Annotated in this window: 16 protein-coding genes and 1 riboswitch; of the genes, 4 read left to right on the plus strand and 12 right to left on the minus strand. The window is 36.9% G+C overall.

All coding sequences use genetic code 11. The annotated features are described in order from the left end of the window. The first annotated feature begins 3 nt into the window (after positions 1-3). On the plus strand, positions 4-561 hold the full coding sequence (locus tag ABH942_RS03435; protein WP_370029588.1) for a DNA-3-methyladenine glycosylase I: 558 nt from the start codon (positions 4-6) through the stop codon (positions 559-561). Between the two features lie 20 nt (positions 562-581). Here the strand turns inward: ABH942_RS03435 and ABH942_RS03440 are convergent, their stop codons facing one another. The 4 genes from ABH942_RS03440 to ABH942_RS03455 form a co-directional block, all read right to left on the minus strand. Next, positions 582-1,412 carry a M23 family metallopeptidase gene (locus ABH942_RS03440; RefSeq protein ID WP_370029589.1) on the minus strand — a complete coding sequence of 277 codons (831 nt, stop codon included), beginning with the start codon at positions 1,410-1,412 and terminating at the stop codon, positions 582-584. Between the two features lie 2 nt (positions 1,413-1,414). Next, positions 1,415-2,053 carry a leucyl/phenylalanyl-tRNA--protein transferase gene (aat, locus tag ABH942_RS03445; RefSeq protein ID WP_370029590.1) on the minus strand — a complete coding sequence of 213 codons (639 nt, stop codon included), beginning with the start codon at positions 2,051-2,053 and terminating at the stop codon, positions 1,415-1,417. 65 nt (positions 2,054-2,118) lie between these two features. Further along, on the minus strand, positions 2,119-2,499 hold the full coding sequence (locus ABH942_RS03450; RefSeq protein ID WP_370029591.1) for a DUF3127 domain-containing protein: 381 nt from the start codon (positions 2,497-2,499) through the stop codon (positions 2,119-2,121). 50 nt (positions 2,500-2,549) lie between these two features. Then, positions 2,550-3,428 carry a flavin reductase family protein gene (locus ABH942_RS03455; protein WP_370029592.1) on the minus strand — a complete coding sequence of 293 codons (879 nt, stop codon included), beginning with the start codon at positions 3,426-3,428 and terminating at the stop codon, positions 2,550-2,552. A gap of 129 nt (positions 3,429-3,557) precedes the next feature. Here ABH942_RS03455 and ABH942_RS03460 point away from each other — a divergent pair, with 129 nt between their 5' ends. Continuing rightward, positions 3,558-4,709, plus strand: a complete 1,152-nt coding sequence (locus ABH942_RS03460) for a PAS domain-containing sensor histidine kinase (RefSeq protein ID WP_370029593.1) — start codon at positions 3,558-3,560, stop codon at positions 4,707-4,709. A gap of 52 nt (positions 4,710-4,761) precedes the next feature. Here ABH942_RS03460 and ABH942_RS03465 read toward each other — a convergent pair whose 3' ends face one another. Together ABH942_RS03465 and greA are read right to left on the minus strand one after the other, a co-directional pair. Next, positions 4,762-5,151, minus strand: a complete 390-nt coding sequence (locus tag ABH942_RS03465) for an HIT family protein (RefSeq protein WP_370029594.1) — start codon at positions 5,149-5,151, stop codon at positions 4,762-4,764. Positions 5,152-5,185: 34 nt separating this feature from the next. Continuing rightward, entirely contained in the window at positions 5,186-5,662 is a 477-nt protein-coding gene (gene greA, locus ABH942_RS03470; RefSeq protein ID WP_370029595.1) for a transcription elongation factor GreA, read from the minus strand. A gap of 166 nt (positions 5,663-5,828) precedes the next feature. Between greA and ABH942_RS03475 the strand changes: the two genes are divergently transcribed. Together ABH942_RS03475 and ABH942_RS03480 are read left to right on the plus strand one after the other, a co-directional pair. Beyond that, complete coding sequence (locus ABH942_RS03475) at positions 5,829-6,257, plus strand: Rieske (2Fe-2S) protein (protein ID WP_370029596.1); 429 nt, start codon at positions 5,829-5,831, stop codon at positions 6,255-6,257. A 1-nt stretch (position 6,258) separates the two neighbouring features. After that, complete coding sequence (locus tag ABH942_RS03480; RefSeq protein WP_370029597.1) at positions 6,259-6,732, plus strand: cell division protein; 474 nt, start codon at positions 6,259-6,261, stop codon at positions 6,730-6,732. Positions 6,733-6,791: 59 nt separating this feature from the next. On the opposite strand, the gene ABH942_RS03485 is transcribed toward ABH942_RS03480, so the two are convergent. The 6 genes from ABH942_RS03485 to ABH942_RS03510 form a co-directional block, all read right to left on the minus strand. Further along, positions 6,792-9,032: a TonB-dependent receptor gene (locus tag ABH942_RS03485; RefSeq protein ID WP_370029598.1), complete on the minus strand. Its 2,241-nt coding sequence runs from the start codon at positions 9,030-9,032 to the stop codon at positions 6,792-6,794. An 89-nt stretch (positions 9,033-9,121) separates the two neighbouring features. Next, a riboswitch (TPP riboswitch) is annotated at positions 9,122-9,215 on the minus strand. A 51-nt stretch (positions 9,216-9,266) separates the two neighbouring features. Continuing rightward, positions 9,267-9,668 (minus strand): alternative ribosome rescue aminoacyl-tRNA hydrolase ArfB, encoded by a 402-nt coding sequence (gene arfB / locus ABH942_RS03490; protein ID WP_370029599.1) that lies wholly within the window; start codon positions 9,666-9,668, stop codon positions 9,267-9,269. Positions 9,669-9,670: 2 nt separating this feature from the next. Next, a complete protein-coding gene (locus tag ABH942_RS03495) occupies positions 9,671-11,785 on the minus strand; it encodes a DUF4301 family protein (RefSeq protein ID WP_370029600.1) in 2,115 nt (704 codons plus the stop codon). Continuing rightward, positions 11,740-12,369, minus strand: a complete 630-nt coding sequence (pnuC, locus tag ABH942_RS03500; RefSeq protein ID WP_370029601.1) for a nicotinamide riboside transporter PnuC — start codon at positions 12,367-12,369, stop codon at positions 11,740-11,742. The genes ABH942_RS03495 and pnuC overlap by 46 nt, the downstream gene beginning before the upstream one ends. Continuing rightward, positions 12,362-13,099, minus strand: a complete 738-nt coding sequence (locus ABH942_RS03505) for a geranylgeranylglyceryl/heptaprenylglyceryl phosphate synthase (RefSeq protein WP_370029602.1) — start codon at positions 13,097-13,099, stop codon at positions 12,362-12,364. Before ABH942_RS03505 ends, pnuC begins: the two co-directional genes overlap by 8 nt. Positions 13,100-13,104: 5 nt before the next feature. Further along, positions 13,105-13,749 (minus strand): 4'-phosphopantetheinyl transferase superfamily protein, encoded by a 645-nt coding sequence (locus ABH942_RS03510; protein ID WP_370029603.1) that lies wholly within the window; start codon positions 13,747-13,749, stop codon positions 13,105-13,107. Positions 13,750-13,916: the final 167 nt, after the last annotated feature.

Raw genomic sequence — 13,916 nt, forward strand, 5'->3', positions numbered from 1 at the left:
GCAATGGAAAAAATCAGATGCAGATGGTGTATTGGCGATAGCCTTTATGAAAAATACCACGACGAAGAATGGGGCGTTCCGGTACATGACGACCAGAAACTCTTTGAATTCCTGATTCTGGAAACCTTCCAGGCTGGCCTAAGCTGGATTACCATACTCCGCAAAAGAGAAAATTTCAAAAAAGCCTTCGATAATTTTGACTACAAAAAAGTAGCCCAATATACAGAAGAAAAAATCCAGGATCTGATGCAAGATTCTGGCATTATCAGAAATCAGCTAAAAATCCGTGCTGCCGTAACCAATGCCAATGCATTTATGGAAACACAGAAAGAATTTGGAAGCTTTTCAGATTATATCTGGAAGTTTACCGGAGGCAAGCCTATCATAAACCGTCCAAAAGCACTATCGGATGTTCCCGCTACAACTCCGCTTTCTGATGAAATCAGCAAAGATTTGAAAAAAAGAGGATTTAAGTTTGTAGGCTCAACCGTTATTTATGCGCATATGCAGGCCACAGGAATGGTAAACGACCATATTGAAGAATGCTGGACTAAAAAGTAATTTTAAGGCCTACTCTACGCTTATAAGCTATTGCTTTTTACAACATCACCGTTTTTTAATTCTTCTGCCTTATAACCTTCAATAAAATTGACATTTACAGGTTCTGATTTCCAGCTTGTGTTTCTAAAATAAGCAACAAAGTGCAAATGCGCCATTGTAGTCCATCCTGTCATGCCACATAGTGCAATGGGCTGTCCGGCTTTTACAAAGTCACCTATGGTGACCAGAGCGCCTTTCTCTTTTAAATGGATATATTCTGTAAACAGTCCCGTTTCCGGATGGTAGAGCGTAATAAAATTGGCGTAATTTTTCCATGAACTGTCTTTTCCATGATGCTTGTACTTATCGACAAGACCTACGACAAAACCGTCTGCAGCTGCACATATCGTATCTCCAGTTTTTAAATCAAAATCCAGAGCCAGTTTTGACAATCCGTCTTTATGTGAAAAACTCCCATTATGCCCTTGAATTACTTTATACTTCTTTCCTTTTTGAAACGGTAAAGTCAGCCTGGTTTCTTTTGGAAATGACATTGCATTTCCCAGCATATAATTTGCCCCAGAATTGTATTGTTTGGCTTCGCTTAAAAAAACACTGACTCTTTTTTTTTCACTGGGATTTAGCACTACCATTCCTTTACTTTCAAAACGTTTGTTTAGCAAAGTATCATTCAAAACTATCCGCACGGGACATTTCAATAAATTATCTAACGTGATAACCAAACTATCACCAACAACTTTCTGAGAATAGCCCAATGGTGAAGCATTAAACTTGGCCAGTGGCAACTTAACTGAATTGCAGGCATATAAAACGGACATCACTAAGGCAATAATTATGAAGTTTTTAGTCATTGTTAGCCTTTTTTAATAATCCCCATAAAATCTTCTCTGGAAATTTCCCTTGCACCTAAACTTTCCAAATGGCTATTATGAACCTGACAATCCAAGAGCTTATAATTGGCTTCTTTTAATTTCCTGACCAATGAAACAAAAGCTACTTTTGAGGCATTAGAAACTTTTGAAAACATACTTTCACCACAGAAAACATGTCCTAAATCAACACCATAAAGTCCTCCAACCAATATGTCATTCTGCCAGATTTCTACCGATTTGGCAATTCCCATTTCATGGAGTTTTGTATAGGCTTCAATCATCTTTTCCGAAATCCAGGTTCCCTGCTGTCCATTTCTTTTTATTGTGCTGCAATTTGCAATAACATCTCTAAAACTTTGGTTGAATGTCACTTTAAAGATCTCTTGGTTTAAAATATTCCTCATGCTTTTGGAAACCTTAAATTCTTCAGGAAACAAAACCATCCTTTCAGGTGGCGACCACCAAAGAATAGGCTCATCATCATCAAACCACGGAAAAATACCGCTCTTATAAGCCAATAGGAGCCTTTCTGGCGACAAATCACCGCCAATGGCTACAATTCCATCATCGTTGGCTTCTTCAACCGGAGGAAAAAACAATTCTTTACTAAGGAAATACATTCTTATTTTCTTAAAGTCACAAAAAAACCGCAATATTTGCGGTTTTTCGATTTTCTATTTTTGAATTAAAAAGGCAGGTCGTCGTGCTCTTCTTCTTTATAGTTATTTGCTGGCTCAAAAGCTTCTTTTGCCGGCATTGGAGGTACTTGCGCAGAAGATGAAGGTGCTTCAGCTTGCAATTTCTCGATTCTCCAGCCTTGAATACTGTTGAAATATTTGGTTTCCCCTTGTGGATTTATCCACTCTCTACCTCTTAGGTTGATAGAAACCTTAACAGGCTCGCCTACTGTATAGTTATTCAACAAATCACATTTATCCTGCGTAAATTCAATCATGATATGCTGCGGATATTGCTCATCTGTTGTAACAACTAATTCTCTCTTTTTAAATGACGCACTAACTTGCTGTTCGGCATTTATCACTTTAACTCTTCCTGTAACTTCCATAATCTTCTTTTGTTTTTATTATTTATATGGCTTGTAAATCAGCCCTCTCATTATATTTTTTCTGACAATAGCACTTTCCATGCTGCCATCACTTCATTATTATCAAGATATTCTTTTGCTTTTAAATGCACTTTCTCCTGATCATCAGAACTTAATACGCCTTTTACGGCAAAATTCTGGTCTACAAATATAGCAACTTCTTCGGTTGTAGGCAATGCTTCTACGTTGCCCAATTTCCCTAAATCATTACCGTCAAAAACCGGACTTTCTTTTATAAAATCTGGAATTTGGTCAACACCAATACCTAATGTCGTCAATGGTTTTTCTACTTCAAACAATCCCATATTCGAACGGGAATACCAGTTTCCGCCTAAACGTGAAACCAAATCAATCTTATGCTGGTCAACACCTCCGTTTTCATCTAAAATCTTTTCGTCAATATGCATTTTGACGATTTCGCAGATGATTAAATTTCCGGCTCCGCCTTCTGTTCCAAGACTGATAATTTCCTGTATTTTGCATTCAAACTGTACAGGAGATTCCTTTACACGGTACGGTTTTACCATATCCGATGGAATGGCCGTAAATCCGGCTTTCAAAAACTCATTCACACCATCGCCATATTCTGTACTTGCCAAAGACGCTTGCTGCACCATGTCATAATTAACAACATTAATAACAACTTCACGGGTAGCTTCAGCATTAATCAGCGTATGTTTTATAGTATTATCCCGAACTCTCCTTGACGGCGAAAAAATCAAAATTGGCGGATTTGCGCTAAAAAGATTGAAAAAACTAAACGGCGACAAATTCGGTTTTCCGTTACTATCTATCGTACTGGCAAAAGCTATCGGCCTTGGCCCTACTGATCCCTGAAGATACCCCTGCAATTTTGCGGTTGGAATTTCCTTCGGTATTATACTAATCATAAAATTCTGCGTTTAAACAAAAGTAATAAATTGCATCAAGAAGAATAAGCGAAGTGTTTACGATTTATAAACAGTTTCAAAATTCGACTTTATATCTTTTGCTTATATTTATACCTCAAAATAAAATTTATGCAGTTTTCTGAAAAAAGAAATGTCACACGCTGGATTATCATCATAATCTCCTTTCTCATCATTTCCCTGATTCTTTGGAATACTTACACTTTTTTCCAGATTTTTAAAAACGAGGAACATGTCAAAATGCAGATTTGGGCGACTTCCTTAAAAACGATCAACAATGCCGATTTGCTCAATGACGATATTGAGCTTCCAAGACAGATTGTTGATAAAAATACGACCATCCCTATCGTATTGACTGACCAGAATGGAAACATTATGGGCATGAGAAATATTGATGAGACGATTGCCAATGATTCTATTAAGGCAAAAGCTTTTTTTAAAAATTTCAAAAATGAAAACGATCCGATTATTCTTGAATATCTTCCGGGTGATGTCCGATACATATATTATGGAAACTCTTCCCTGCTAAACAACCTGAAATATTACCCAATAGCCTTATTCCTGATTTTGGTCATGTTCGGGTTATTGATTTTTAATTTCTACCGCGCCAGCAGAATGGCTACCCAAAACAAGCTTTGGGCTGGTATGGCAAAAGAAACGGCTCATCAGATAGGAACACCTTTATCTTCATTGCTTGGCTGGATCGAAATTATGAAGGCTGATGATGTTGATGAAACTACGGTAACAGAAGTTGAAAAAGACATTGTACGATTACAGACCATAGCTGATCGTTTTTCAAAAATCGGGTCAGAGCCGGTTTTAGAAGAAAAAGACATTATTGCAGAAACGGAACAGTCGTATGACTATCTGAAATCAAGGTTTTCAAACCAGATTAATTTTTCGTTTAAGGCGCCAAATCATCCTATCATAACCTCGATCAATCCGATATTACATAGCTGGACAATTGAAAACCTGGTCAAGAATGCCATTGATGCTATGAAAGGCCGCGGCGGTCTGTCGATTGTCATTGAAGAAGACAGCCGTTTTGTAAAGATCAAAGTGACAGATTCCGGAAAAGGAATTCCTAAAAAACAATTCAAACAAATTTTTGAGCCTGGATTTACGACCAAAAAACGCGGTTGGGGATTAGGGCTTTCCTTAACAAAAAGAATCGTTGAAGAATATCACGATGGAAGAATTAAAGTCCTTTCATCAGAAATAGGAAAAGGAACCTGTATGCAGGTAAGTTTTAAGAAGCTATAAAAAAAGCCGCAAATTCAATTGAGTTTGCGGCTTTTATACTTTTAAAAAGAAATTATAAATTGGCTTGGATTTCTTTAGCCAGTGTTTCAAATTCTTCTTTAGTCAATTTCACTTTGTTTTGGAAACGCATTTCGTCCATTTCGTTAAGCGGAATCAAATGCACATGTGTATGCGGCACTTCAAGTCCCACAACAGCAACACCAACTCTTTTGCAGGCCACTGTTTTTTCCAATGCCTTTGCTACTTTTCTGGAGAATTTCATTAAGCCCAAATAATGGTCCTCATCCATATCAAAAATTTTGTCGATTTCTTTCTTTGGAATACACAATGTATGTCCCTTAGCATTTGGATTTACATCCAAAAACGCAAGGTAGTCTGCATCTTCTGTAATTTTATAGGCCGGTATTTCTCCGTTGACTATTTTAGTAAAAATCGAGCTCATTCTTTTTTAGATTTTAAGATTATGCTTTAAATGATTAGTCTCTGCTGATTTCTAAAATTTCAAATTTCAAGACACCGTTCGGAACTGTGATTTCTGCTATTTCACCCACAGATTTCCCAAGCAGTCCTTTTCCAATTGGTGATGTTACGGAAATTTTACCTGTTTTCAAATCCGCTTCGCTTTCAGCAACCAGCGTATATTTCATTTCCATCCCATTAGCCTGGTTCTTGATTTTTACATTTGACAATACCAAAACCTTAGAGACGTCAAGTTGCGACTCATCAATCAGACGAGCATTCGCATAAACTTCCTCCAACTTTGAAATTCTCATTTCGAGTAAACCCTGAGCTTCTTTAGCCGCATCATATTCCGCATTTTCAGACAAGTCCCCTTTATCTCTAGCTTCAGCAATAGCCTGAGACGCTTTTGGACGCTCAATACTTTTTAGCTGTTCTAGTTCCTCTTTCAATTTTTTTAAGCCTTCCGCTGTATAATAAGATACGTTACTCATAATTTCATCGTTTATATAAAATAGAAAAAATCCCATCACGACGGGATTTCTTTTCACAAAGATAGTATTTTTAATCCAATTTAATATTTAATACCGCTAGTATATAAAACCAAAGTTAATTAAATTAAATTTGTTTCTACAAATTTATAGAACAGAAATTTTTGCTATGAAAAAGATTATTGCCCTTTTGCTTATCAGTATTGCGATTTCAGCGTGCTCTGACAGCAAAATTAACAACCGAAACCCTTATATTCCCAACTATTCTTTTAGTGTTGAAATCAACTTAAACCTTCCGCTTTACAGCGATCTGCAATATACCGGAAACGGCAAGCTGATTACGCTTAACGGTGCCGGTGCAAACGGTATTATTGTTTTTAATGCTGGAGCCGGAAGTTTCAGAGCTTATGATGCCAGCTGTCCTAACCAATACGCAAGTAGCTGTTCGCGGCTTGTAGTTGAAGGGATAAATGCGGTTTGCCCATGTGACGATGTTAGATACAGCTTATTTACGGGGCTTGCGGAAGCAGATGTAGAATATCCAATGAAGCCTTACCGGGTTCAGGTTACCGGAAATATAATTCGGGTTTATAACTAAAATGCCCCGGATTTGTTTAAAGACAACAATTAATGCTCCAATTGACATTGTATTTGATTTATCAAGAAGTATTGATTTGCATATTGTTTCGACTGAACAAACCCGCGAAGAAGCTATTGCAGGCAAGACTTCCGGGTTAATAGGATTGGGCGAAAGCGTGACCTGGCGTGCCAAACACTTAGGATTTACACAATCGCTAACTTCAAAAGTAACTGATTATAGCCATCCGTCTTTCTTTGCCGATGAAATGGTTAAAGGCATTTTCAAAAGATTCCGGCACGAACATCATTTCGAAACCCATGCCGACCAGACCTTAATGACTGATATTTTCGAATATCAGTCGCCTTTCGGCATTTTTGGAAAATTAGCCGATTTTATTTTCTTGAAAAACTACCTGTGTTCCTTCCTAAAGAAAAGAAATATTATAATAAAAGAATTTGCCGAATCGGATGAATGGAAAAAAATCCTGAAATAAAAAACCTGACAGAATGTTGCATTCTGCCAGGTTTTCGGGAATAATTAAAAAACTAATTTTTAAAATTTCAATGTCATTCCGGCCAGGAAATTAATTCCCGCCTGAGGAAAATATCCGGCTCCTTCGATTGTCTTTATAGTACCCGGATTAGAATAGTCGTCATCATAGGTATAGAAATAACCGTTTGATTCATATTTATAATCAAAAATATTATTTACAAGTCCTGAAAATACTATCGATTTGAAAACAGTATTGGTCTTTATTTCATACGAAATATTCAAATCGCTCACAGAGTAGCTTTTCAACTTTGAGGCTTTAGAGTCTATATTTCCCATATACTGGTCTCCAACAAATTTAGACAGAAGCGAAACCTGCATGTTTTTTATTGGCAAAAACGTAATCGCATTTCCGACAATTACATTTGGAGAAAAAGCGATATCCGTATTTCCTAGTTTTTCTAAGACTCCATCACGCTGAAAAACAAAATCTTCATTCTTGTTAGCACTGACAGTAACATTTGGACGGAAAATCCATTTTTCTGCCACAAAAAGAGTAGCATCTATCTCCAATCCAAGCCTGTAACTTTCTCCACTATTTTGACGAATTGGCGCACCAACATCATTTAAAGCGCCTGTCAGGACAAGCTGGTCTTTATATCGCATATAGTATCCGTTAACATTCAGTTTTGTCTTAGGCGAATTATACCTCCAGCCTAATTCAAAATCATTTAGCTTTTCAGGTTTCGGATTTCCGGATTCGTAATCGCTTCGGTTAGGTTCACGATTGGCACGGGCATACGAGAAATAAATATTGTTTTCGTCATTGACAACATACGTAATCCCCGCTTTAGGGTTAAAGAAATTAAAATTATCATCTACCAAACCTGTATCTGCTCCTTTGGTTTTGTATCCAACATTCCTATACTGCATATCACCAAAAAGACTCCAATTTTCATTCAGTTTATAATTGATTTTTGCAAAAACATTGAAATCGGTTTTGGTTGAAAAATCATCGTAGTATTTGAAATTATACTCCGGCAGTATAACACTTCTCGTCCATAAAACATTTCCAAAATGGCTGCCTTCGTATTTGTTCCAGCCACCGCCCAAAATGAAGTCTACCTTTTCATTTTTATAATTTGTCGAAAATGTAGTCCCGTAAAAATCGTTATCAAGCCATTTTCTTCGAATCAGGTCGCTTTTCTTTATTTCTACACCATTTATTATCTGAGGTTCGATTCCATATTCCGATAAATCCTGCTTTTTCTTGTAGTTTTCATAATAGCCTTTCCCTTTGGTATAGTGAAAAGCAAGGTTGGTACTCCAGTTGTCTGAAAAGCGTTCGTTCCAATGCAGCTGATAATGATCCTGATTGTAATTATCCGTTTCGTTATCATAGAAACGCGTTACTCCGTTGTCATCAACATATTCTCCCGACGGATTATAAGTCCTGTCGTTTTTTAGTTTTTCCGGATCTTCCAATCCGTTCCATGCCTGGTATGTTTTTTCTTTTCCACCAAATACTAATGCTTTTATCAATGTAGTTTTGGCTATATATGTTCCTTGAAAGAAATACGATTTCAGATCGGAAGAAGCTCTGTCTATATAGCCATCAGATTTGATATTAGAAACACGCCCGGCCAATTCGAAATGGTCTTTAAGCAATCCGGTACTAAATTTTAAGGTGTGCTTTCTGGAATTAAAACTTCCGAAAGAGTTTGAAATCTCACCATTGGCTTCCGTTGCATACGAATCAGTAAGCAGGTTTAGGCTGGCACCAAAAGCTCCGGCTCCATTGGTAGAAGTTCCTACACCGCGCTGCAATTGGATGTTCTGAACTGACGAGGCAAAATCAGGCATATTGACCCAAAAAGTACCTTGCGATTCAGAATCATTGTAAGGAATTCCGTTAAGCGTCACATTAACTCTTCTTGAATCAGAACCTCTGACACTAATTGCAGAATATCCAATTCCATTACCGGCATCAGAAGTTATCACTACTGACGGCAGGTAATTTAACAAGGCTGGAATATCCTGACCTAAATTTCTGGATTCCAACTCTTTCTTACTGATATTGCTAAACGTAACAGGTGTTTGTGCGGTAACCCGCACAGCGGAAACCAAAACCTCATCCAGGTTTCTGGTTTTTGTAGTATCGACAACTACTTTTTCTTGGGCAAAAAGAGAAGCTGAAGCAAAAAATGCAATTCCGGTCATCATTTTTACATTCAATAACGACTCCGGCAGGCTTAGGCTTTTTTTCTTGGGCCTAGGCTCATTTTTTTTGAATAAAGTTTTCATTCGTAAATTTTCTTACGAATAAAAGGGGCAATTATTCTGTTGTTTAAATTAATTGATTGTACTTAATGACAAGCTTTTAAGCGTGCACTCTAAAAAGTTGTCATTCTCCCTTGGCAGCATTACCCGCCCAGGTTCGTTGGGTATAATCTCAGCTCGTTATTTAGAGCACCCCTTTGAGACAGGGCAAAGATAGAAAAGTATTAGATAATGCAGGTGAGAATTCCGATTTTTTAATTAAAAGTCTGGTTTTCTTCTGGATTCCTTTTTTTCAGACAATTTTCTTTTGCTCTGGATTCGTTTTTTGATAACGGCTTTGGGCACTTTTGTTGCCTTTCGTTCTTTTGGAACGATCAGATTTTGCTGAAGTAAAAGGAGTAGTCTTTTTATAGCAGTTTCTTTGTTTTTCAGCTGGCTTCGGTCTTCGTCACTGTTCAGGATAAGTATTTTATCATTGGTAAGACGTGACGCCATTTTTTCTTCCAAAATTGCAATTTCTTCTACAGAAAGTCCTTTTGAATTTCCCAAATCAAAAGACAGGACAATTTTTGAGGAAACCTTGTTGACATTCTGCCCTCCTGCTCCGCTGCTTCTGACAGCCTTAAACTTTAGTTCTGATATTATTTTTTCCGTATCCAAAATTATTGCGGCTGATGTGCCGGCTTTAGTAAGTCATTTACCGTTTTTACGGGATTAAAAGTAATAAGAGGCACTTCTACAAAAATGGTAATCCATTTTGCCATAGCTCCGTTCCAAAGTCCAGGCAATTCATAGGCTTTGATTGGCTTTCCGTTTTTATTTTTTTCTACAATAAAACCGCTTTCATTATCGATAAAATCTCTCAGATCGAATTTTTCGCCTCTATAGTTTTTCGTACCGCAAACCAGGTCAACCGGATTGAAATGTGTGGCACTTGCCAAAATTTTAGCCTGAGCAGGATTCTGAGCATCCACCTGTGAAGATTCTACAATTTGCAGAGAAACATTTCCCTTGGTATCTCTTACCCAAAATGGGCCACCACCAGGCTCTCCTTCATTTTTGACCATCCCACAAACACGGATAGGCCTGTTCAGAATTTCCTGTAGATGAACAACCTTGTTTTCTCTGGTATACTTCTGGAAATCGACATTAATAGAAATCTGAAGTTTTGTCTTTACAAATTCTACGATTTCGTCAATTGTTTCTTTTTGGATCGTTTCTGTTGACAAAACTTTTAAGAAAGCAAAAGTCTTCTCCTGAAATTCCAACAAGATACCTGCCAAAGCTTTTTTATACAAACTGATAAGATGTATATGGTTCTGGATTACATTGTCGATATTTTTTATAAAAATAACATCGGCATACAGTTGATTTAGATTCTCTATCAAGGCACCATGTCCTCCTGGCCTGAAAAACAAACTGCCGTCATCCAAACGGAACGGGTTATTTTGCAGGTCAACAGCAAGCGTGTCAGTTGTTTTGTGCTGATAGGAATAATCAACATGGATTTTAATAGCCGTATTGGCTTCAACCTTTGGCTTGACATTGTTTATAATTTCATCAAAAGAGCCCTGATGTTCTTCTGAAATTGTAAAATGCAAGTTGGAAAAACCATTGGAAAATGCATATGCGCCACTTTCATTCAAATGTTCTTCTATAGGCGTAGCTATATAATCGCCATATTGATGGAAAGGCAATACTGCTTTGGGTTTTGAAGCAAAATCAAAATGACTTGACGACAACATTGATTTTATAAAATAGAAAAAACGCGTGTCTTTGTCCCACTGCCTGTATTCGGGATATTTTGTTTGGGTATATTCCAAAACTTCTTTATAGAATGGAAATTTCTCCATTCCTATCAGGAAAATCGGAACAGAACCACAATGCTTTCTGTTTATATAGGCATTTATTGTTTCATTGCCCAGTTTGTATTCGTTGACAAATTCATTTAAGAATTTGAACATTCTGCTTGCCGCACCAGATGCAGGCACAAACTTCTGAAGTTTCAACTTGTCTTTTTTAGATTCGAAGAGATTGGCATAATAAACCGCTTCTTCTTCTGAAATTGGCATAATTCCATTACTCAATGAAGCTGGTCTTTCCAAAACTGCTTTTGGAATGCCCGTATTAAATACCTGAAGCTGATAAGCCACTGTATCCACACTGATTCCTTGATTATAAATCTGTACAAAATCGTAGGAATTAAATCCTAATTGTTTCAATTTTTCCAAATCTTCAAGAATGGCAATCGCTTTTTGCAATCTTTCTTCTTTATTGCCGGAAAGCAGTATATACGGTTTTTTATTTTCAATCAATGCTTCTTCAAATTTTTGGATAAGCATTTCCCGTTCCTCCGGTTTATCCCGCAAGTCGTCTTTTTCAAAAGGAACGTCAATATCTGTCAAGAGAAACAGGTCGTATTTGTGTTTTCGGGCTGCTTTATCCAAAACCGCATCACAGAAACCGTAATAGATCTCTGAAAAGACTTTTGTACACATCAGATTTGTATCGGCAAAAAGATATTTACCGGTATCAGACAAACCTTCTTTTTCCAGTTTCATTTGTCCGATTGCAATAGGAATCAGGTCTTCTGGCTGACAAATTTCTTTGGAACGATTCCATTTTTCCTGTAAATAATCGCGGGCAAATTCAGGAATCCAACCGGATTGAAAATGTTCTGCCAATTGTTCTGCCAATGTAGTTTTTCCGGTAGATTCCGGGCCATACAATGCTATTCTGATTTTATCTGTGGGCTGCTGTTTAAGATTTTCCTCCATTCTATGTAAGCTAAAATAGCTAAAATTGTAAAAATTACATACTGCAATGATAACATCCCCAAATCTCTATGCGCATATAATGGTACGGCTATGATATCTGCAATTATCCATAGCGTCCAATTTTCAATCTTTTTCATTGCCATGTACCACATTCCTGTAAAAAACAATCCCGAAGTAAATATATCTATATAATTCGCGGGCATGATTTCTTCGCCGAACAAGTGATACACCAAATATGTTACAACAATAGTAAGAAAAAATAACAATACTCCAATGATTTTCTGCTTTGTATTTGTCCTTGAAATCTTGACGATATAGTCATCTTCTTTCTTCCTTGTCCAATTGACCCAGCCATATACGCTCATTACCGAGAAATAAATATTAAGCGTCATTTCAGCAAAATAACCCGCCACATACAATAGGTAGACCGTAATCACAGTTGCAACAATCCCAGTAGGATATACCCAGATATTTTCTTTTCTGGCAAAATAAACACTAAGAATCCCGGTTATGAAAACTATCGCTTCAAGGATAATATCAACGACAGGCTTATTTTTATAAGCATTGAGGAAAAAATCAATCATGAAGCATTAAATTAGAATTTATAAAAAAATCAGGATCATTTTCAAAAGCTGTTCCTATGACTACCAAATCTGCTCCGGCTGCATAGGCATCTTCAATTCCCTGTATGTCTTTTATGCCTCCACCTACAATTAATGGTATTCCTATATTTTTTGAAACCAGAGAAATTGTCTCTAAAGGAACGGAAAGGTTTGCACCACTCCCAGCTTCCAGATAAACCAGCTTATTTCCTAAAAATTCACCTGCGAGTGCTGTTGCTACTGCAATATCTGAATTGTGCCTAGGTAACGGTATCGTCTTGCTTACTGAAGCTACAGCAGTCTGGTTACCACCTTCAATCAGTATATAGCCTGTAGAAATAATTTCCAGATTGGTTTTTTTCAGAATTGGTGCTGCCTTGACCTGATGTTCGATTAAAAAATCCGGATTTCTTCCTGATAATAAAGTCAGAAATAAAATGCCATGGGCTTCTATCGAGATTTGTGACGGATTTCCCGGGAAAAGCAAAATGGGAAGTGTGGTTTTTTGCTTTAATTCCCGGATAATTTCATCGATATTGTTTGTGAGCACTAAACTGCCGCCAATAAAAATATGGGTAGCCGGCGATTGGTTTATCTTAGGGATGATGTTTTGCAATGAATCCTGAGAAATCTTATCAGGATCGAGAAGAATTGCCAGAAGCCTTTTTTTCTCTTTTTTGGACTGTAGTATTTCGTTATAAATGTTTTGCATTGGGCTTACTGATTTCCTTTTTGAAAGGCATACACCAAAGTGTAATCTTCGATTTCTTCAAAACAGACATCAAATTCTATATTTAGGTTTCCAAAAGTCAAAAGTGCTTTTGCTTTTTGTTCTTTCATTTCAAAAGGTGCCACAAAAATATGGTCTTTAAAGCTAATTCCTTTTTCATTTCTGATTTTAAAGATGGCTTCTTTTATGCCCCAAATTACGGTTAACCTGGAAACATAATCTTCTTTTTTTTCTTTGTCCAGAAATTTGAATTCGCTTTCATCAACAAACTTTTCTGCAATGAGTATTACTTTTTCGCGGCGAAGCTCAATATCAATCCCTACGTTTTCATCACTTAAGATAATTGCAGAAAAATCAAACGAATGTGTAATGGAAATATGGGTTTCATTTTCCAGATGTGGCTTACCAAATTCATCATAGTGAAGCTGCGAATCATTATGCCCCGATTCCTGAAGCAGTTTCCTGACACTCAGAAATGCCCTTTGATGTACTTCTGATTTCATGGATTGCAGTCTGTCCAGCGTTTTTTCTTTTAATATAACTTGCGAAAAAAGCTCGTCAAAACTTTCCGTGATTTTCCAGATTATAACCTTTGTGGACGGGCTAAATTGTATGACTTTATATAAAGGCATTTCTAATTAATAAAAATTTGACGTTGCAGTTTTGCACAAGCACTTCAGAAGCTAAATTGAGGGTAAGCTTTAATATTCAAACCATTACCTCTTTGTAAACAAACCTTAAATAATTTTTTCGGATTATTTTAATAAAAAGTAATTCCGTAAATTTGCAAAAAATTTGA

This window comes from Flavobacterium sp. 28YEA47A (assembly GCF_041262125.1).
Lineage (GTDB): Bacteria > Bacteroidota > Bacteroidia > Flavobacteriales > Flavobacteriaceae > Flavobacterium.